This window comes from Mesorhizobium caraganae, from assembly GCF_016836705.1.
GTDB lineage: Bacteria > Pseudomonadota > Alphaproteobacteria > Rhizobiales > Rhizobiaceae > Mesorhizobium > Mesorhizobium caraganae.
This window is the reverse complement of record NZ_JAFCGY010000007.1, coordinates 117,387-137,698: the sequence shown is the minus strand read 5'-3', so window position 1 is coordinate 137,698 and position 20,312 is coordinate 117,387. Positions and strand designations below refer to the sequence as shown.

At 59.3% G+C, this 20,312-nt stretch carries 16 protein-coding genes and 3 pseudogenes; 7 read left to right on the top strand and 12 right to left on the bottom strand.

Features of this window, described 5'->3' with window-relative positions:
* Positions 1–158: 158 nt before the first annotated feature.
* On the bottom strand, positions 159–476 hold the full coding sequence (locus JQK88_RS16245) for a YMGG-like glycine zipper-containing protein (RefSeq protein ID WP_192255683.1): 318 nt from the start codon (positions 474–476) through the stop codon (positions 159–161).
* Positions 477–713: 237 nt separating this feature from the next.
* Between JQK88_RS16245 and JQK88_RS36140 the strand changes: the two genes are divergently transcribed.
* On the top strand, positions 714–3,116 hold the full coding sequence (locus JQK88_RS36140) for a plasmid partitioning protein RepB C-terminal domain-containing protein (protein WP_246749851.1): 2,403 nt from the start codon (positions 714–716) through the stop codon (positions 3,114–3,116).
* Between the two features lie 63 nt (positions 3,117–3,179).
* On the opposite strand, the gene JQK88_RS16230 is transcribed toward JQK88_RS36140, so the two are convergent.
* From JQK88_RS16230 to JQK88_RS16220, 3 genes are all read right to left on the bottom strand, one after another.
* On the bottom strand, positions 3,180–3,443 hold the full coding sequence (locus JQK88_RS16230) for a hypothetical protein (protein WP_192255687.1): 264 nt from the start codon (positions 3,441–3,443) through the stop codon (positions 3,180–3,182).
* Between the two features lie 182 nt (positions 3,444–3,625).
* Entirely contained in the window at positions 3,626–4,318 is a 693-nt protein-coding gene (locus JQK88_RS16225) for an SOS response-associated peptidase (protein ID WP_192255689.1), read from the bottom strand.
* A gap of 28 nt (positions 4,319–4,346) precedes the next feature.
* Positions 4,347–4,634 carry a carbohydrate kinase family protein gene (locus JQK88_RS16220; RefSeq protein WP_192255691.1) on the bottom strand — a complete coding sequence of 96 codons (288 nt, stop codon included), beginning with the start codon at positions 4,632–4,634 and terminating at the stop codon, positions 4,347–4,349.
* A gap of 134 nt (positions 4,635–4,768) precedes the next feature.
* Here JQK88_RS16220 and JQK88_RS16215 point away from each other — a divergent pair, with 134 nt between their 5' ends.
* Entirely contained in the window at positions 4,769–5,104 is a 336-nt protein-coding gene (locus tag JQK88_RS16215) for a hypothetical protein (protein WP_192255693.1), read from the top strand.
* Positions 5,105–5,169: 65 nt separating this feature from the next.
* Here the strand turns inward: JQK88_RS16215 and JQK88_RS16210 are convergent, their stop codons facing one another.
* The 3 genes and pseudogenes from JQK88_RS16210 to JQK88_RS16200 form a co-directional block, all read right to left on the bottom strand.
* Positions 5,170–5,373 carry a CsbD family protein gene (locus JQK88_RS16210; protein WP_025583583.1) on the bottom strand — a complete coding sequence of 68 codons (204 nt, stop codon included), beginning with the start codon at positions 5,371–5,373 and terminating at the stop codon, positions 5,170–5,172.
* Between the two features lie 783 nt (positions 5,374–6,156).
* Positions 6,157–6,420: pseudogene (locus JQK88_RS16205) on the bottom strand (hypothetical protein); the annotation flags it as partial.
* A gap of 15 nt (positions 6,421–6,435) precedes the next feature.
* Positions 6,436–7,263, bottom strand: coding sequence for a nickel-binding protein (locus JQK88_RS16200; protein ID WP_192255697.1), 828 nt, complete (start codon positions 7,261–7,263; stop codon positions 6,436–6,438).
* A 303-nt stretch (positions 7,264–7,566) separates the two neighbouring features.
* Here JQK88_RS16200 and JQK88_RS16195 point away from each other — a divergent pair, with 303 nt between their 5' ends.
* Positions 7,567–7,839: a hypothetical protein gene (locus JQK88_RS16195; RefSeq protein ID WP_203278831.1), complete on the top strand. Its 273-nt coding sequence runs from the start codon at positions 7,567–7,569 to the stop codon at positions 7,837–7,839.
* A gap of 246 nt (positions 7,840–8,085) precedes the next feature.
* Here the strand turns inward: JQK88_RS16195 and JQK88_RS16190 are convergent, their stop codons facing one another.
* The 3 genes and pseudogenes from JQK88_RS16190 to JQK88_RS16185 form a co-directional block, all read right to left on the bottom strand.
* Positions 8,086–9,075 (bottom strand): methyltransferase, encoded by a 990-nt coding sequence (locus JQK88_RS16190; protein ID WP_203278830.1) that lies wholly within the window; start codon positions 9,073–9,075, stop codon positions 8,086–8,088.
* A 480-nt stretch (positions 9,076–9,555) separates the two neighbouring features.
* Positions 9,556–9,687: pseudogene (locus tag JQK88_RS37790) on the bottom strand (IS481 family transposase); the annotation flags it as partial.
* A gap of 508 nt (positions 9,688–10,195) precedes the next feature.
* On the bottom strand, positions 10,196–10,456 hold the full coding sequence (locus JQK88_RS16185) for a hypothetical protein (protein WP_203278867.1): 261 nt from the start codon (positions 10,454–10,456) through the stop codon (positions 10,196–10,198).
* Between the two features lie 312 nt (positions 10,457–10,768).
* Here JQK88_RS16185 and JQK88_RS16180 point away from each other — a divergent pair, with 312 nt between their 5' ends.
* A complete protein-coding gene (locus JQK88_RS16180; RefSeq protein ID WP_246749850.1) occupies positions 10,769–12,151 on the top strand; it encodes an OmpA family protein in 1,383 nt (460 codons plus the stop codon).
* Positions 12,152–13,294: 1,143 nt separating this feature from the next.
* On the opposite strand, the gene JQK88_RS16175 is transcribed toward JQK88_RS16180, so the two are convergent.
* The gene (locus tag JQK88_RS16175) at positions 13,295–14,509 is read right to left on the bottom strand and encodes a PAS domain-containing sensor histidine kinase (protein WP_376740420.1); all 1,215 of its coding nucleotides are present in this window, start codon (positions 14,507–14,509) and stop codon (positions 13,295–13,297) included.
* Between the two features lie 12 nt (positions 14,510–14,521).
* Positions 14,522–15,310, bottom strand: a complete 789-nt coding sequence (locus JQK88_RS16170) for an alpha/beta fold hydrolase (RefSeq protein ID WP_246749849.1) — start codon at positions 15,308–15,310, stop codon at positions 14,522–14,524.
* A 216-nt stretch (positions 15,311–15,526) separates the two neighbouring features.
* On the opposite strand from JQK88_RS16170, the pseudogene JQK88_RS16165 reads away from it, so the two are divergent.
* From JQK88_RS16165 to JQK88_RS16155, 3 genes and pseudogenes are all read left to right on the top strand, one after another.
* A pseudogene (locus JQK88_RS16165) lies at positions 15,527–17,705 on the top strand (PAS domain-containing sensor histidine kinase).
* A 54-nt stretch (positions 17,706–17,759) separates the two neighbouring features.
* Complete coding sequence (locus tag JQK88_RS16160) at positions 17,760–18,062, top strand: response regulator (RefSeq protein ID WP_203278828.1); 303 nt, start codon at positions 17,760–17,762, stop codon at positions 18,060–18,062.
* A gap of 305 nt (positions 18,063–18,367) precedes the next feature.
* Complete coding sequence (locus JQK88_RS16155; protein WP_203278827.1) at positions 18,368–20,173, top strand: PAS domain S-box protein; 1,806 nt, start codon at positions 18,368–18,370, stop codon at positions 20,171–20,173.
* The last annotated feature ends 139 nt before the right edge of the window (positions 20,174–20,312 follow it).

Here is a 20,312-nt window from a genome sequence, read left to right as displayed (position 1 = left end):
AGGAGTAGCTCTTTCCTTCTCCTCTTGTGGGAGAAGGTGGATCGGAGTGCGGCACCGAGACGGATGAGGGGTGTACCGGCAGAGTGGGGTCCCTCATTCGTCGCCCTCGCTAACACCTTCTCTCACGAGGAGAGAAGGTGTTAGCGAAGGCACTTCGCTCAATAATCGCCGTTGTAATACCGGTCGTCGCAGGGCGCGGTGTAAATCCGGCCGTAGCGATCCTGGTAGCGGCAGAGCTGTTCGCCGCGGCGCTGCGGCGTGGTGGCCTGGCCGATGACGGCGCCAAGCAGGGCGCCGCCGGCGGCGCCGATCACCGTGCTTTTGGTGTTGCCGCCCAGCGCCTGGCCGGCAAGCGCGCCGGCGCCGCCGCCGATCAGCGCGCCGGTGGTTGCCCTCTGCTGCTGTTCGGTCTGTGTCGCGCAGCCTGCCAGAGCGGCAGTCATGAGCACAGCGGCAATGGCTTGTCTGATGATCATCTTGGAACTCCTTTGAAGCCCCAAACGCGGACCGGGGCGAATGGTTGCCAGTTGCTGGCGCATTGCGGCTAAACGGCGGCGTGCCGGCACACGAAGTGTGTCACGGTTTCCCGGGCGTTGATGAAGTTGGTTTCCAAACGGAGAAGGGTAGCATTCGACACAAACTGGACGGGAGTTATCAACCAAAGGACAGGTCACCTCTTGTTAGCATGTAATCTCGGCAGGACAGCACAAGCGATGGACGAGGTTGCAGCGGCCCTAAAAGCCCCCTCAGGCAGGCGCATGATGCGTGCGGCCCAGTATCTGCGCATGTCGACAGACCACCAGACCTATTCGATCGACAACCAGCGAGATGCCATACGAGACTACGCCGAGATCATGGGCTACGACATTGTCGCAACCTACGAGGACGCCGGTCGTAGCGGTCTCAACCTCGGAGGCCGTCCCGGCCTTCAGCGGTTGCTGGCCGATGTCGAAGGTGGAAGAGCCGATTTCGAATCGGTGGTGGTGTACGATGTCAGCCGCTGGGGACGGTTCCAGAACATCGATGAGAGCGCCGTCTATGAGTATCGGTGCCAGATGGCCGGCGTCCGGATCGAATTTTGCGCCGAGCAATTCGCAAACGACGGCAGCATCGGCTCGGATGTACTCAAAGCAATCAAACGCAGCATGGCTGCCGAGCAGAGCAGAATGCTCTCGCAAAAAGTCTTCATCGGCCAGGCGAGGTTGGTCCGGCTGGGCTTCCGGCAAGGCGCGAAGGCCGGCTTTGGCCTGCGGCGCTTGCTTGTCAGTCAACACGGCCGCTCAAAGGGAATCCTTTCATCGTACGAATACAAGAGCCAGCAAACGGATCGAATAGTTCTGGTGCTCGGACCGCCTGACGAGATTGCGGCAGTGAGGTGGATCTTCAGTCACTTTGTCAGAACACGCAAGACAGAGCTGGAGATGGCAAGACTGCTCAACAAGCGCGGCGTGCTCAGCGATTTGGGGCGACCATGGACGCGAGAATCCGTGCACTCGGTGCTGACCAACGAAAATTACATTGGCAACAGCGTCTGGAACAAGCATTCGGCCCGGCTGAGAAGCCATCAAGTCCACAATCCCCCGGAACAGTGGGTGCGGGTGGAAAACGTCCTGGAGCCTATCGTCGACCGCAAACTGTTCGACAGGGCGCAGATCGTGCTCAAGACCATCTATCGTCACATGACCAATGACGAGATGCTGGCCGCCCTTAGGGCACTTTTGGCTCGCCGTGGCGCCTTGTCGTTAGCCATGATCGACGCCGATTCCGAATGCCCCCCGTCCCAACGCTACCAGTGGCGTTTTGGAACCATTGTCAAAGCCTATGAACTGATCGGATACGAGCCATCCAAAAACTACCGCTACATCGGCGTGAATCGGCGCCTGGAAACAATGAGGCTGCGGGTTATCGGGGATCTCGTGGGCGCGATGGAAAGGCAGGGTGGGGTCGCTGCCCATGACATGGCGACAGACCGCCTGCGGATAAACGAGGAGATCACCGTGGCAATCACGATTGGACGATGCAGGGTTTCCAGTTTCGGCTATCCACGCTGGTTTTCGAAGGCCGATCAACGGCCGCTACCGGATATTTTCGTCCTGATCCGTATGAATCCCGGCGACCTGACCATTCGGGACTATTTGATTGCTCCTGCGCATGCGAGCGCGGGCAAATCGGAACTGCACGCCATCAATGGGGCACTGCTGGACACCTATATTTTTCCCACGCTCAACCCAATTATCAGGCTGGCAGAGCGAGAGCCTGTCGGGGGGGGCGACTTGGTAGTCAAACGCTTAGCCAAGGACGCCGCCTACCGTGAGCTGGAAAATGGCGGCGACAGACATGCGAGGAATATTGCAGCTGGCGCAATAGGGTCCAAAAAGAGGCTTCGTTCGCACGAATTTTTGGCGACCTACAATACGGAATGCAAACGCATGCGCGATTTCGTCACCGAAGCGGCAAAGTCTGAACAGAGCCTGGACCGGATCGTCGCGGCGCTCCACCTGATGATGCGCGACAAGGAATTTTGTACCATGTTGGTGTCTGAGGGCTTCGGGACAATGCCAAGGCTACTGGCACATAGGTTGCGTGGCGCGACCCGCGAGCCGCAAATGTTCTGCCCTCCCGGGAAACCCGCTTCCGAGAACGGCGAGAACCGGAAACCCGTTAACGGAATTTGCCCTGATGTCATCGACCTGCTTCGGGACGCGCCGGTGAAAACAAAAATCTTCGGGTTTCTCCAGAAGGTGCTGCCAGTCAGGCAATTGGAGATTGCCCGGCTGATGGTGGCGATGAACCGGGTCAGGATCACCTACGCGAGGCTACTCGTCGCTCTGACACCACAAGCCCTGCTGGCCAAAGATTTTAATCTCTCAACGATCACCACACAGGCTGAAGACCAGCGCGGCGCGATGGTGTTCGAGGTCGGCACGCTGAGTCATGCGGTTCTAAGCGCCGTAGAAAATCATGGCCAAGTGGGCCTGGAGCTTGTCGCAGCCAACCGTTTTTTCGACCGGATGATGGATAATTCCAGAGTGGTGCGATATCTCGCCAGGAACTTTCCGGGTCATTTTGAAGAGTTCCACCGCTTGTCAATGCCATGCCTCGAACAAAGGGGCTAGACATGCCCCGCCCGGGTTTCGACCCTTCATGCCGTGTCGCCACTAGCCTTGTTGGGGCTGCTTCTATTCCATGTCCGGCACATCGCCGCTGACAAAGAGCGTGGTCGGCGGCCCATAATCTCCAAGAGCAGGATCTGCGTCGCGGCTCCAGGCCAAGACGCCGACATGGCTGGTTGAGAGGCCCTTGGCGGTGCGGATCGCCCGGTCTTCGCTCTGCTGGTCGGTCGGGCCATAGGCTGTGAAAAGCTCGCCGTCGTCGCCTCGATCAAACGCGACGACTACAATCAACTTCGGCTTGGCCTGAGTGGGCAGCACGTTGTCCGACATTCACATCTCCTACAGAAACCGTTCGCCTTCAGCGCGGTGCTCGAAACAGAACCAATGGGGTGTCTGCTTAGGCTTCGCGAAACCCCAGCCAGCATCCCTGCCGCATCCGTAGTGCTCGCAGAAATGATGTTGAATTCCCGGCGAGGTCACGTGCTCCTGCCTGGGCAGTCTGATTTCGTCGCTCATAGCAGTTTGATCGGTTCGATGAGCCCGGCGTAGTCGTTGGGCTGTTTGTTGATGGCCGCCGCATTGACCTCTCGGCCGACCCGATAGAACTGCAGGCTTCCATCAATGTCGTGACGCAAGATGTCCTTTAGGTCACCGGCCGGCGTCTGGGGATCCAGCCAGGCGTCGTAGTAGGCTGGATCGAGGATGAGCGGCTGGCGGTCATGGATCTGATTGACGGGCGCGGCGGACGGCTCAGTGATGATCGTGCAGCTGGTGACTTCAAGGTTTGAGTTGTATGCCCACAGGCCGGCGAAGGAGAACGGTGCGTGGCCGGGCTGGAAGATCAACCAAGGGTCTTTCTTGCCGTCCGCAGGCGATATCGTCCATTCGAAATAGCCATCAGCTGGGATGAGACAACGCTTTGACTTGAAGGCGTCGCGAAACGCCGCCGTCGTGTCGACGCCTTCGATCCGAGCGTTGAACATCGCGGCCTTCGGCATTTCCTTCGCCCAGAAGGGCACCAGCCACCAGCGGCCGGTCCGAAGCTTGTGATTGCCCTCATCGCCGGCGGTGATGAACGGTACCTCATCGGTAGGCGCTATGTTGTAGCGTGGAGCGTCATTGCGGCCGACCTCAGCCGGCGCCGTCAGCCGGTAGAGGCGGTGGATTTCCGACCACGATAGATATCGGGTGTAGCGACCGCACATGGCGTTGTCCTAATTTAACAGCCCGGCGCTAATTCACAGCCCCGCGCGCCAGGTTGGCATAGGCTGTCTTGAATTCGCGCTCGATCTGGCCTTGCACGATCCGGGACAATTCCTTTGCCTCTCCCTCATTGGGCATGAGGCTGACGATCAGATCGGTCATAATCCAGGCGGTCGCAAAGATGGCGCCGTCCGGCGAGAGCTTGTTCAAGATTTCGCAGGCCTTCTTGGCCGCCTTCTCGATTTCCGAACGGTCGCGCATGATAGTGGAAGTCAGTTCATCCTGCCGTCCTTCAGCGGTGTAAAGCACCTCAATCACAACGATTTCTCCCATTCACTGTGGCAAGCCAGCCATCGCTTCTTTGATGCCTCGGCCCGCCTCCTGTGGCTATCCTGGCAACAGTGAACAAAATAAGAACAAAATAGTCAACCCCGGCTTGACGAGATGCGAAAATGCTCCCATTTCCAGGCATGCCGGAGCAACCAGAAAAGTGGCCGAAGGGCGTCCCTTGGACGTTGTTGCATGCCCACGACGCCGGGCAGGTAGCACGCATCCGGTGCGGGCATTGCAACATCAAGCGGTTCTACAAACCGAAAGAGTTGTGCGAGGTGCTCGGCAACGTTTCGATTGATCAGGTGCGAGCAAAGGTTCGTTGCGAAAAATGCGGCCACAAGGAATCAATGAGCGCGGAACTGTTCCACCCGGTGGGGCAAGAGCATGTGACGATCAGGTACCGACGCCTGGTTGAGATTCGATGGCAGCGGCGGGTAATCTGGAAAGATGAATGAATCAACAGAAAGGGCGCCCATCGGGCGCCCTTTGAGATTACAGGTCCTTGAATAGAGATCCCGATCTACCAACCTTGCATCGAGTACCAGTCATCGATGTCTCTCCGGACCCGGTCCTTCTCGATGCCGTATCTCTCCTGAATCTTTCCTTCAAGCTGATCGCGCTTGCCGGCAATACGGTCCAAATCGTCGTCAGTCAGCTTGCCCCACTGTTCCTTGACCTTGCCCTTGACCTGCTTCCAGTTACCTTCAACGCGGTTCCAATCCATGGCCGTGGCCTCCTTGGTTGCACAGCAGTTGAAACGCCGGCAGCCCGGCTAGGTTCCGGTGGGAGACCGTGGCTTGACGGAACATTAGCCGCCGCAGATGGTTGAGGCCTGCGGAGGGTGGTGCCCTCCATCGCTCGCCGAAGATCGGGCCTCCGATCGGCCCGCGCCGTTCCCGAAGAGGCGCGGGCTTTCCAACTCGCCAAGGAGCCCGAATGACCGACAACACGACAGCATCAGGCCTTTACCGATGTCCAGGTAATTGCATGGCCGGAACGTCCCGTCACCAAGACTGTTGTGACTCACCTGGTACGTGCTCCCTCAGCGTTTGCCGGTGACCAAGATGAATCTATCATGGTCGGCCCGCGCCGCCTTGACCGAACGCGCGGGCCACTTGACCCTGAAAGTCCCCGTTCGAGCAAGGCAACGCCGAAGATCGAGGGCTAACAGGGGTGATTATGAAAAAGCGTGTTTATGAAAAGCCTGGACAAGAAGAGCAGGCTGACATCGGTGACGGCGTCACCGCAGGCTGCTCCGGCGGTGGCAGAGCCGACGCCCACCTAAGAGCTTAGGCTATTCCACTCAGAGCCCGCAGGCTCCTGCTGGCGGACCTTTCGATAGAGCCAGCAGGCGTCCTACGGGGGTGACGCTTCCTAGCTCCGCTTACCAAAAGAAAGACCCGCCGTCCAAAGTCAGCGGCCATCTCCCTCATACTGCGCTCCGATTCCAAGGATCGGCCCCGCCACAACCCCGGAGCCCGAGCGCTGACAAACAGCATAGGAGGTGCCGGGCGGCTGAGGGATCGCCGGCCTTCACCGCTTTGTAGATCGCGCGGTGCTGGGCCAGCAGCGCCTCGCGCGCGCCGGGCGAAGGCGGCGTGGGAGGCACCGCTGAGCGGACGTTCACCCTCGACCGAAGCTGCCTGCTACGGCTTGTCGGACTTTGCGAATGAAATCGATTTATACTCGAGGCCGTTCTTTGATCGGAGGGCCGTTGGAGAAAGCGGCCATTGTCCGGGTTGGTCAATGCTGCTGTACCGGGCAAAGTCATTCCTCCGCCACGTGGCTAGCCGGTGCCGGCAGCGTTCCAAGCACACTCAAACGCCGGCACCGAATGCGAAAATCCCTTCAGCCGCCGCCGTTTGGTTGGCACAAAAATACCGGGGCTGCTGTGCTCGTGGTGTATGTTCTCCGAAACCAGAATCTGGTCGGTAGAAGCTGCAGAGCATAGTCGAGCAGCAAGTTGGACGGTAGAGCCGAAGAGATCGTTGCTGTCCTCGACCGGCTCACCGCAATCCAACCCTATTCGGATATGGATCGGCTCTGCATTTCCGCGGTTGTATCGATCGAAACCCTGCTGAATTGCGATCGCGCAATCGACCGCCTCCGCAGTGGAGGCAAATGATGCCATAATGCCGTCGCCGGTGTGCTTCACCTCACGGCCGCGTGATACGTTCAAGCACCTGCGCACAATGGAATCATGCGCTCGAACCATTTCCGTTGCCACCCGGTCACCGAGACGCTCGGTCATTTTGGTCGAACCGACGATGTCGGTAAACATGATTGCTCGATGTCCTGAGTCTAAATCAGCGGACGAATGGCCGGAGGGCGGCTCCGGATCCTGAATCCGTCCGAGAAAGGCCTCCACTGCGGAAAGCGCCACCTCGACAACCTCACCGGCAACGTGACCATGGGCCTCGCGGTGCACGCACTGGGCGGTGTCTTTGTCAGGCGCATCGACGAGACAGAAAGTAGTCCCCCGGTTTTCGTCGAACCAGTAGGTCAGGAATTTTACGCCATACTGATCCTGGATTTCGAGGTCCTTGCGATGCGCCTCGGCTATTTCTGCAGCCGTCGTTCCTTTGAGATCGTGCCGGTCCATAAAGATCGCCATGGTCCATTCTCCTAAATGTTTCCCCTGATGTCGATCTCTAGTATTTTATCGACATCGTAAGTCAGCGCCTACGGACCCGACACGAAGACGCAGGGAAACAGGAAAGCTCGCTGTCCCCATCAGAGTGCACTATCCTGCACTCGCTAGAATTCTATACCGTACCCCGAAGTCAGGGCACCCTCCGAACCCTCGGGAGGTTGCTGGGTTGTGTGATGTCCGTTTCAGAGTTTTGAGACAGATGGCGGGCTGATTTAGTGGAGGCTCTGGCTCATCAGGGTTGTCATTTTAGGGGGCGGCTTTGCGATGATGCAAGCGCCGCAGTTCGATGGTCTTTCGCTTGATCCCTTCTCGTTGCAACAGGATGGTCTGGCCGCGTCCGAAGTAAACATCGGCCGGATTGAGATTGTCCGCCCGGCTGACCCGACAATGCCCAAAGACAGTGTGAAAGACAATCCTCAGCCGCGACGTCGACGGCCAGTTGCAGTTCAATCGGGTTGGCCGCGAGGTCAGGCGACAGTCATCAACGAGGTGCCCAACGACCATCCCGCGTTGGTCGGGCCGGTCAACTCGTTATGAGCGATGTGGTGACGAAGCGCGGGCCGATCGGAGGGAGCACCCGATCTCAAGCAGGCGATCGAAGTGTCATAACCTGCCGCAGCATCAACCTTTAGCTAGTGCGGTGGGCAAGCTCGCAACACATCTTCTCGCAATCGCCAGTCCGCCTTCGATGGTGTTGGCCGGGTTTCCTTGGCCAAGACGCGGGCGGCCTATTGTGCGGAACCGGAACGTCGTGTGAGAGCAGCCGGCAAGGGCTATCTTTGATTAGGCTGGGCACGCCTCGAGGATGGAAATAGGTCCCCGGGTCTGAATCACTCGTTCAAGGCGCAGCCCAGCGGCGTCGAACAAGCTTGCATATTGGGCCTGCGTCCTCTCCTGGCCGCCGGTGACGGCGAGCATGACCACGTCGATGTGCTTGATCTGGTTCGGTTCGTCACCTGACGGCACGAGGGTTTCGGCAACAAGCACCCTGCCGTTCGGCAGCATTGTCTTGCGGCAATTTCGCAGGATCTCCGCGGCACGCCGATCGTCCCAATCGTGAACGACCTTCTTGATGAGGTAGGCATCGCCGGCGGGAACGCTTTCAAAAAAATCGCCGACGACAAATTCGGTACGCGGCAGGTCGCCCCCGGCACCCTGGCGCGCGGCCGCGACGCCTGAAGACAGATCGAAAAGCACGCCGCTCAAATGAGGGTTGCGGGCCAGGATCGCCGAGAGAAGCTGACCATGCCCGCCGCCGACATCGACGATGCGCGTGAATGGCTTGAAATCGTAAGCTTCGGCAATGGCCTCGTTACTGCCTTGGCTCAAGGCGACCATGGCGCGCTGAAACAAGGCAGCTTGCTCCGGGTGTTCCGACAGCCAGTCAAACCTTGGGCTCCCGAACACCTTGTCGAAGGCCGGCTTTCCGGTGCGGACAGAGTGCAAGAGTTGCTCAAAGGCGAGATAGGCCTCGCTGTTGATCATACGGACGAAGTCACGAGGACCCGGTCTATCGGAGCGCAGCACCGCACCAACCTCCGTCAACTCAAAATGACGGGGCAGAACTTCCTTAAACACCCCTTCCGGCGCGAGAAGTCGCATTACACGATAAAGCGCGTCAGCATCTGACTGAGTGGCAGCCGCCAGTTCATCCACCGATTGCTCGTTGACAGCAAGGAGATCGGGGATGCCGAGTTCGACAATGACGCGCAGCGCCTGCGACACGGCGAATCCAAAGCCTAGCCTCATGATCTGTTGTGATGGATTGAGCATGACATCCCTCCGATACGCGCGGAAGTTTAGCAGGCTCTGAATGATGAGTCCTGCATGCCCTGCTTGGATACCGGGTAGCCCCTAAGGTCGCCCTGGGCGGACCCTTATCTGGCAACGGCGCAATTGAAACAAAATCCCTGACCCCGTTATTTCGGTGCCAGGATTTCTGGTACCGTCATCGTGGCAGATCCGCCGATAGCAACCTTTACTTTGCAGGCGGTGCCCGTCTGGTACCTGCAGTTCGCATCGCGTCGGGATAATCCAAAATCATTTTTTGAGACGAATTGTGCCGCAAAGCCGCGCGAGATTGTGCTTCGCACTGCGGAAGATTGGTGAGCCGACGCGGGAACATGGCGAATAGTTAATGGTGCGCATCGAGATCATCGCGAGCCCCCACGACGCCGAGCGTATACAACCCAAACTACGCAGCCGGGCCGCCCGTCTTTAAAACTAACCCACCAGGCGACCGGGGGAGACCGCACCCTTTGCCCGATACCGGGTGCGGGCCTCTCTAGGAACGCCTGCGGGGGGCTGGCGGCGCCTACCTGGCACTGCTTGAACTGCATCCTCTCGACCGAGCGGCGTCAAACGCGCATTCTTGTGAATGTTCATCCGGTTCCGTGGACATTGAAGCTTCCCAACTCATCATACTCGGTCCGAACAGTTGACGCGGCGTCCTGGATAATCGAGCAACCGCTTGTTTGGATCGAGCTGTGCAACAAAAATCCAAGTCGCGCAACCAAATCGACATGTGCTGTTCTCGCTGCGGAGCGCGCGACCATAATTATGAGCACTGCCCGCATCTGAACAATGGCAGCCTGTCCGAAGCGCCTACGCCTTCGAACAAGGCCGATGACCGGCGCAAGCAACAGCTTGCGGTTCGCAATCCAAACCAGGTTGTTAAACCGCACGGATTTGTTGAAACTGACTAAAGTCGTCTGCCTACAGCGCAAGCCAGACTGCGGCGCTGAGCACATTCTGCCAGGTCCCAATAATCGGGCGGTCAAAAGGGCCGGAAGCCCGTCGCTCGCTGTCTCCCGGCCGGCGGGCGTTTTTCGTCCCAAAAACCGCCGGAACAGGAAGGCCCTTGCGAGTCTATTAAGTTTGTTCTCGGGTGCATTTAAGGCGCACTAGCGACGCGCAACTGCATGGCCGCGCTTTCCCGGAGCCGCTCCTCGTTAATCCGCCTGGCACCGCGCCATTTGAGATCGGATGGGAACGAATGTGGCAGCGCCAGTTTGGATAGCGACGGGATACCATGGAGAATTGCAATGACACGCCGACCAAAGATTTTGGCCAGCACCGCACTCGGGTTGCTCGTCGCCTCGGCGCCGTTCGGGTCCCCGCTCAGCAGCGCAGCATTCGGCGCGGCACGGTTCATCACATCCGCATCGCCAATTTTTGTCAGGTTAAAGTGTATGGAGGGCGAATCCGAAGAAGTCTGCGCGCTGAGGCAGCAGGCACCGTCCGAAAACGCTGCTCCACTTCCAGCGACCGAACTACAGCCAACTCCAAAACCTCAGGAGCAGCCAAAAGAGGCAGCTCCCGTTCCAGAACCCACTCCACCGGCTGACCCGTCCGCGAAGCAACAGCCTGCTCCACCGGCCGAGGCCGCGCCGGCGTCGGAGGCTGTGCCAGCGCCCACCGACCAGCCGGCCCCCGACAAAGCTCCAGTCAAGCAGATCAGGCGCCTTTGCCCATCCCGGCTCCCCAGGCGCCTGCGACCACCGCTGAGCCTGCATTTGCCCAGGGCGAACAGCCGGCTGAACCTACGAGCAAGCCAGAAAAGAAACCAGCCGCCGAGGAGCCTGCCGCCGAGGCGCCTGCACCAAAGCAGTCGGTGACTGGAGAACAACCTTCAACCGATCAGCAACCTGCAACCTCCCAAAAGCCAGCCAATGGTGAGCCGGCGGCGCCCGCCCAAAGCGAAAAGCCAGTCCAGGGCGAGTCGCCAGCCGATCCGAACGCTGCACCAATCCTCGATAGCCAAAAGGATGTAAAACGTCCCGGCAAGGACGGCAAACCGCCTGCTCAGCAGAGCGATGACGGTCAGGCCACTGCACCTAAAGCTGCCCCTGCAGACGCTGGACCACCCCCTGCGGACGACAAGGCAGCGCAGCAGGAGATCAAGCCGGAGAAGATCGTTCCGGTGACGGAGGAAAAGGGTACCCGCCGTGACAAGGCGCCAGATAGCCAGGCTCTGGAGCGTCCAAAAGGCGCCGATGTCCTCACGGAAATTGGCGGCCGGGTCATCATCCAGTTCAACAGCCAGACGATAGTCGAGAGCAACGAAGCGCCGCGAATGAACCGTGGTGCCAAGGATGTGTACTACGAGGATTTGCCGGGCGGCCGCACCCGCGAGACGATCGTTCGCGACAACGGCAACCAAATCGTCACCATCCGCAACCGCTATGGCGACGTCATCCAGCGCTCCCGCATAACGCCCGACGGCCGCGAGTATGTGCTGAGCTATGTCGACGAGCGGTTTTACCAGGACGTGCAGGATTGGCGCGATCCTGGAGATGACTTGCCACCGATGCGGCTCAACATCCCGCGCAAGCAATACATCCTGGAGTCGGAATTGATAGAGGATCCCGGCGACTACTACACCTTCCTCGAGCAACCGCCGGTGGAAAAGGTCCAGCGCCTCTACTCGGTCGACGAGGTTAAACGCTCGGCGCGTGTGCGCGACATCGCCCGGCGGGTTGACCTCGACACGTTGAATTTCGGGTCCGGTTCAGCGATGATCTCGGACAGCGAAGTCAAAAAGCTGCAAGGCGTTGCGGACGCAATGGAGCGGCTGCTGAGGAAGAACCCGGCGGAAACCTTCTTGATCGAGGGCCATACCGATGCGGTCGGTAGCGACAATGCAAACCTGGCCTTGTCCGACCAGCGAGCCGAGGCAGTTGCCGAGGCCCTCACCAACGCCTTTGGCATCGCGCCAGAGAACCTGACGACCCAAGGCTACGGCGAGCGCTATCTTAAGGTGAACACGACAGGGCCCGAAAGACAGAACCGCCGCGTCGCTATTCGCCGCATCACCCCGCTTGTGGCGCCCGTCGCCAGCGCCAACTGACCAAGACAATCTCGCGATTCGGTAACGCTCGCCGAATCGCGAGACCCTTGAAGGCCAAGGAACCAATGGCCCGGCCACTCCGATGACCGAAGATGCTCGTCTTTCAAGCCCCGACGGGCTTTTAAATACTTTATTTACCGTGCGGTTTTAGCATCCCGCCTGCGGCTAAGTTCCAGTCCCGCATTTCAGGCAACACCGCCCGTCGCTCTCAGTCACCTAAGAGCGACGGGTACCTTCTCAGGCAACAAAGCCCGGCCCGCCGCTTATTAAAAAGGCCTGGACAAGGCTAGCTGCCCGCTTATCTGGGCCCCCCGTCTGGTTGCGTGCGGAGCTCGGATGTCCAGCGAATTCAACTACAAGCAGAAGAAGGTTCGCGGCGACCGGCAACACCCCGACCGTGAGCCCCTTCCCCTTCGCCACTGCGCCTTGGCCACACCGCTTGGCGAAACGGGCGGCGATGGGGGCGAGGGGGCCGCCTCCCGCATTAGCCTGATGTTGTCTGTTACCGTAGGGCGGAGCGCCTGCCGTCTTAGGAAAGGGCGGCGGTGACAGCAACGACATTGTCTCTACTCCGCGGATTCTGAGGTGATGGATTTGATTGTGAAACTGTACTGAAGGCGCCATGCAGGGCAAATGAGCGAACTCATCGCTGCGGGAAACGGCCGGGGAGCTTCGACGGATCGGCTGCCGCAAATAGGACATACAACGCACAAACAGCCTGACCCGACGGCCACCGTGCCGGACTACCGCGATGAGCGCGGTGCGCGCCGGGACGGAGCGCGGGCTGTCGTTGACGACAAGACGCCTCAAATGATCTGGGCCTGGACGACCGCCGTCCGGCCAGGATCGAAGTTAGCCAATCAAGTTCGGTAAGCAGGCATTCACTTCAAAGCGTCCCACCCCCCTCTAGTTGGGCGGATCGCCCCGGTATGTGGGCATCCATTCGAAGAAGCCGTTAGGCGCCTTTTTCAGCTGGCGGTCTGCTCGATCACGCACTCGGGTTGCTCTCTTTCATGATGATGAGGTCTTTGCTGTCGAGTTTGCATCTCGGTGCCGACGCTTCCCGAACAGGAAGCGGTTGCGGCCTTGAGTCGAGCGGCTGAAGCTAGCCAGAGTCATTGCGCGCCGGGGCCGACGGCGAGTTCATCGAGATCTTTGGCTCACAGTTCGCACCTCGTCTCGAGCCCGCGCTAGAGGCATTCGAAACGTGAACCGTGTCTCGACATTGGACGACTCTGCCGTCAACGTTCCGCCATGGGCTTTCGCGATTTCAGAGGCGATGTGCAGGCCTAGACCAAGTCCCTGACCGCTGGCGCCACCACGGACGAAGGGCTGAAACAGGCGTTTCATGGCAATTTGGGGAATGGGCTTTCCCTTGTTCCCGACCCAGAGCACGAATTCGTCCTGCTCTGTGATAGCCTGGAGCCTGATCGCCTGATTTCGATCACCATGCGTAAGCGCGTTGCCGAGAAGATTGGACGCCAACTGACCAACCCGGACATGATCGCATGGGACCGGCTTCGAGATCGCAAAATCTGCCTCGATGTTCGCGTCGGGGGAGGCTGCGCGCAGTTCACCGACAACCTGCTCCAGGACCGGCTGCAGCGGTTCGCTCTTGATATTCAGGCCGATGCCACCGCCAAGGCGTCCTCTCGCGAAATCGAGGACATTGTCGATAAGACCCGCCATTCGCAGGATGCTGCCCTGAAGCAGGTCGAGCAATCGCTCCCCCTGCGGGGTCAGGCGCTCCCTGCGCAACATGCGGAGTGCACCGCCGAACGAAGCAAGGGGATTGCGGAGATCGTGTCCAAGTATAGCGATGAACTGTTCCCTTAGTTCCGACATCTCGCGCTCGCGCATCAGGCTTTCCTCCATGCGGAAGCGTTCCTCGACAGCATGTTGGATTCGGGTTTCAAGGCTGGCGTTGAGGGCCTGGAGCTCGCGCTTGGCCGCCTCGGCCGCGGCCCGAGCGTCCACGAGCTCGCGTTCATAACGGCGGCGATCGGCCGCCTTGGAGATAGTAATCCGCGTAAACAGCAGACCCCCCTCATCGTCGCGACGCTCCATGGCGTTGGCCAAGACAGGAATTTTCGAGCCGTCATTCGTGACGAAATCGAGCGCGACCTCGTTGAAAAAACCTTGCATGCGCAGCAAGGGCGCAAAATGAGTTTCAAAAAAAATGCGGCCGGCGACGTTCAAAAGATCGTGCAACCGCTTCTCGCAGAGTTCATGCTGAGAGAAACCGATCCAAGCCGAGAATGTCGCGTTCGCCTTGACGATCCTTCCATCGGGCGCCAACGACAAGTAGCCGCACGGCGCATTCTCATAAAGATCCTCGAGATTCTCCACGGGTGTCATGGCCATCGCCAACTACACAAAACCGTCGATAGCCGAGATAACCTCCTTGGGTGCGCTAAGGTTCGGGCAATGCCCGGTTGCATTGAGGATGGTCATCTGGCTTTGTGGGAGACGATCGTGCACATAGCGACCCACCTGTTCCGATGCGATGACGTCATCGCGGCATTGGAGAATGAGCGACCGCGCCCCCACCTTCGGCAGGTCAGCGCGATTGTCGGACGTGAACGTGACACGCGCGAATTCCTTGGCGATGTCCGGGTCAGTCCGGCAAAAGCTGTTTGTCAGTTCTTCTGCCAACTCTGGCCGGTCAGGATTGCCCATGATCGCCGGCGCCATGGCAGCCGACCAGCCCATGTAGTTGTCCGCTAGCGAATCGAGCAATTCCTCGATCTCCGTCTCTGTAAACCCGCCGACGTAGTCCCCGTCATTGATATAGCAAGGGGAAGGGCCTACGAGGACCATGCTTTCGAATACATCCGGCGCTCGTATTGAGGCTAGGACGCCGATCATCGCGCTCACTGAATGCCCGACGAAGATTACGTCCCGCAGTTCCAACTCTCTGGCAATCTCGATTAGGTCCTCAGCATACCCCGATAGGGAGGCGTATTTGTCGGACCGGTAAGCCGTCAGATCCGAGCGACCAGCGCCCACGTGGTCGAAAAGCACAACCTTAAAGCGCGGCTCGAAGGCCGGATGAACAAGGCGCCACATGTTCTGATCGCAGCCAAAGCCATGGGCAAAGATGACTGGACGGTCGCCGGAGCCGGTTATGCGGACGTTGTTTCGATGAAGTACGGACAAGGTTCGGGCTCCTGGAAATTGGCTCGCTGCAAACGGCTGCAGAGGCAGACGCGCACAGCCTGACGGGATGGCGGCCTTTCCCACGCATATTGATAGGCTTTTGCAGCGCTTACAATCACTCGAGAAAATTACCACAGGACAGGAACGAAGCACCGACCTCAGCATTGTAGCAAGTTAAGGCGGAGTCAGGGATATTGCACCGGGGGGTAGGGTCCGATGTCGAACATTGAAGAGTGTCCCAAGCCCAGTCGACCGCAAGGCGAGTTGGATAGCCTGGTCGCTGCGGCTCCAGGTACGCTGGATGCCATACCTGGTGCTGTTTATGTTTGCGATCGCGATGGTTGGCTTGTACAACGCCGAAGCCGCAGAATTGTGGGGACAAGCGCCGGTGCTCGGACCGCACGGGGACCGCATCTGCGGCTCGCATCGTCTCTTTCGGACTGACGGCGCGCCACTGGCCCTGGACGATTGTCCAATGGCCATCGCGTTGGAAACCGGTGCCCCGACCCGCAATGGCGAGGTGATGGTCGAGCGGCCGGATGGCTCGCGGTTCGTTGCCCTCGTTAACACCCGCCCACTGAGAGACGACCGTGGAACGATCCAGGGGGCGATAAACTGCTTCCAGGATATTTCCGCACATCACGCGATAGCCGACGATGTCCGCCGCAAGAGTACCGAACTCGAGGATTTCTTCGACAACAGCGCCGTAGGTCTTCACATTGTCAGCGGCGAGGGCATCATTGTGCGAGCCAACAAGGCCGAGCTTTCACTCCTTGGATACACCGCGGAGGATTATGTTGGCCGCCACATTGCGGAGTTTCATCTGGATGCACCAGTTATCGGCGACATCCTTCACAAGCTCTCCTGCGGTGAAAGACTGGAAGCCTATCCGGCCCGGCTTCGCGCAAAGGATGGTTCAATCCGGCATGTTGCGATCACGTCCAACGGGCGGTTCGAGGATGGCAAGCTCGTCAACACCCGGTGCTTTACGATCGACATGACCGGCCTGCATGACGCCGAGGCGGCACGGCGCGAGAGCGAAGAGCGGCTTTCGGCAACCTATGAGGCGGCCACGGTTGGTCGCCGAAGCCGATGCCGAAGGCCGCCTGCTCCGGGTGAACGATGCCATCTGCAGCATGCTGGGGCGGTCCCGCGAGCAGCTTCTGAACCTCACCTTTTATGACTATACCCATGCGGACGACGTCGCGGAGGACGCATGCCTTTACGGGCGCCAGGTAAGGGGCGAACTCGATAAGTATGTGCTGCGCAAGAAAGCCTACAAGGGCGACGGCACGCTGGTCTACCTCGATATCCATAGCTCGACCGTTCGGGACTCGTCAGGCGCGTTCCGTTATGGGGTGCGTGTGATTCAGGATGTCACCGCCGCAAAGCATATGGAGGACCGGATTCGCGAGAGCGAGCAGCGCATGCGGGACCTTCTGGAAGCATTGCCGGCGGCCGTTGACACCACTGATTCAACCGGGTGCATCAAGTTCTATAATCGCGCTGCCGAGGAGATGGCGGGCCGGACGCCCGAAGTGGGGGACATGTGGTGCGTCACTTGGCGGCTCTTCAATCCCGATGGCAGCCCGCTTCCCCACGACGAATGCCCGATGGCGGTTGCCCTCAGGGAAGATCGGGCCGTGCGCGGCGCCGAGGCAATCGCCGAGCGACCCGATGGGACCCGGGTGCCGTTCATCCCTTATCCCACGCCTCTGGATGATGCGGAAGGAAAGCTGATAGGGGCGATCAATATGCTGGTGGACATCAGCGACCGCAAGCAGGCCGAGAACCGCCAGATGATCCTCATCGACGAGCTCAATCACAGGGTCAAGAACACTCTGGCCACCGTTCAGTCGCTGGCCAGTCAGACCGCGCGCCATGCCAAAAACGCGGATGACTTCTACACGCGCTTTGAATCAAGATTGCTGGCGCTGTCGCGTGCGCATGATCTGCTGACACGGCGGCATTGGGAAGATGCGCCGTTGGATGGACTGGCACGGGAAGTTCTCGAACCTGTGCTTGGCATGGTTGCCGACCACCGCATTTAGATTGTTGGTCCAGGCGTCAAGGTCGACACAAGGGTAGCGCTCAATCTCACGATGACGCTCAATGAATTGGCGATCAACGCTCTGAAACATGGATCACTGTCGTCGGAGACCGGCACTCTATCCTTCACCTGGGACGTTCAGAACCGACCGGATGGCACGTTCCTCGTCCTCGACTGGCGCAAGAGGGGCGGGCTGACGGTGAAGCCTCCGACCCGCCGTGGCGTCGGCACCCGGCTTATGGAGCGGTGCATCGAACGCGACTTGGGGGCGACTTCGACCTTGTCTTCAATCCCGAAGGCGTTTCGTGCCCAATTTCCTGCCAGATAGCAGCGAACAGGACATGAAGCAGTTTTCGGCGATCAGTCCTCATAGTCGAGGATGAAGGTTTCGTCGCTTTAATGATCGAAGACATGCTGGGTGAGCTCGGTGGTGAGGTCGTGGAGTCGGTGGCGGAACTTGCCGCGGCATGCGAGGCTGCATCAAGGTTGGACATTGATGTTGCCATGCTCGACGTCAACCTAGCCGGACAACTCGTTTTTCCAGCGGCCGCAATTCTTCAACGACGTCAAATTCCGGTAATATTCAGCACGGGATACGCGCCGACCAGCCTCCCTGCCGAATTTAGTGGCAATCAGGTACTGAACAAGCCTTTCGCACTAGCGGACCTTCAGAAGAAGCTGGCGTTGGCTCTCGGTCGGTGACAGCTGCAATCGTGAGGTCGGGATAGCTGTTCCAGTGGCGGCTGGAGCAGCATCCACAGCCAATTGGAACCGGATGGCAGACTCGTTAGTCTCCGCAGCGATAAGCCTAACGCCATCTCCCATGCCAATGCGGACTGTTGTGACGGAGCCTAACCTTTGCGCTCTTACCTTGTCGCCAGCCGTGGAGCTTTCTTGCCTTTCCAACTAATCTTGCTGGTAGTAAGGTCAGGTGTCTGCTGGCATTCAGAGGCGGAGATACCCGAGCGGCCGCAGCGCCCGGATAGGAGTTAGATCCGGAGGTAGCCATGCCGTCACTTGGCAAAATAGTTCCAGAAGACGTCCCACTCCAACTTTCGGAACTGGTAGACAACGACGCTCTGATCGATAGCCTGCCCGCTGGCGTGTACGTGTGTAACCTGAACGGGCAGATTATCCGGTTCAATCGCGCGGCTGCCGAACTCTGGGGCCGCGAGCCCCGGTTGGGAAATCCGGAAGAGCGACACTGTGGCTCTTGCCGACTTCTTGGCCTCGACGACCGACCGATCTCTCACGCAGAGAGCCCTATGGCAGTGGCGCTTGCCACTGGGCATGGATGCCGCGACGAGCGCGTCCGGATGGAGCGACCCGATGGAAGTCGAATCACGGCCCTTGTTAGCGTTGAACCGCTGAAGGACCACGGTGGACGCAGGGTTGGAGCGGTAGGTGTCCTGCGGGACATTTCGCCACCAGTGCACGCAGCGGAAACGCGAGGTGGCAGGGTCAAATGGCTCGAGCAGATCCTGCGCTCCTTGCCGGCCGCAATCTATACGACAGATGCCGCGGGCAGGATTACGTTCTACAACGATCCCGCGACCGAGATGTGGGGCGTGCGACCTGAAATTGGCCGGAACGAGTTTTGCGGCTCCTGGAAGCTCTATTGGCCCGATGGGAGACCTCTGCCACATAATGAATGCCCCATGGCGATCGCTCTGAAAGAGCGAAGGGCAATCCACGGTCAGGAGGCGGTGGCAGAGCGGCCCGACGGCACACGCGTTTCCTTTCTCGCCTATCCCACGCCCTTGTTTGACGAGGCAGGATACCTGGTTGGCGCCGTCAATATGCTGGCTGACATTAGGGGGCGCAAATTGGCCGAACTCACCAGTCAGCGACTGGCTGCGATCGTTGCGTCTTCCGATGATGCGATCCTCTCCAAGGACATTAACGGCGTCATCACAACCTGGAACCGTGGCGCCGAGCGTCTCTACGGCTATTCAGAAGACGAGGTCATCGGAAAGCCGGTCACCATCCTTATCCCGAGCGACCGGCAGGACGAGGAGCCGGAGCTTCTCGGCCGAATTCGGCGCGGCGAACAGATCGATCATTACGAAACCGTCCGGCGGAAAAAGGATGGCAGTTTCGTCGATGTCTCGCTTTCTGTCTCACCAATCGTGGATTCGACTGGTCAGATCGTCGGAGCTTCGAAAATCGCACGCGACATTTCCGATCGACGGCGCGCCGAAGCGCAGAAGGATCTGTTGCTCGGCGAGATGAATCACCGGGTCAAGAACCTGTTCGCTTTAGCCGGCGGTCTGCTCAATCTGAGCGCCCGGGACGCGGCCTCGGTTCCCGATCTGGTTTCGAATCTCCAGGGGAAGTTCCTGGCCCTCGCCCGGGCGCACGCGTTGACTCTGTCGACAGCCGTGGAACCTGACTCCCATGGCATTGCGACGTTGCATGCGCTCGCCCTGGAAGTAACGAGGCCCTATCTTGCCGGCGAGGGCGTAGATTGTCGGATCGTTGTAGCGGGACCCGACATTCCGCTGGGCCGGACAGCGGTCACGAACGTCGCTTTGCTCTTTCATGAGTTTGCGACGAACGCGCTCAAGTATGGCGCTCTGTCGAATCCCACTGGTCAGGTACGCGTTGAGTGCTCCCTCAGGGCTGACGATGTTAACATTACATGGCATGAAGCTGGGGGAACTCCGGGCCCGGAGGAACCGGAGCGTGAGGGGTTTGGCAGCCGCTTGACGCGAGCAACCGTCAGCGCCCTTGGTGGGAGCTTCTCGCGGCACTTTACGAGCACTGGGCTTGAGATTCGAATGACCTTGTCACAGGCAAAACTATGCGAGTGACCAACGGCAGGGATCGCAGCGGTGAGGGGTTGGCCCAGCGAGGCTCTCGGAGCTTCCATAGGCTTTGTCGATGGAGCCTCTCCTGGGCGACGCTCAGCTAAAAGCATCGCTGCCGATCATGCTATGCAGGTATTCAATT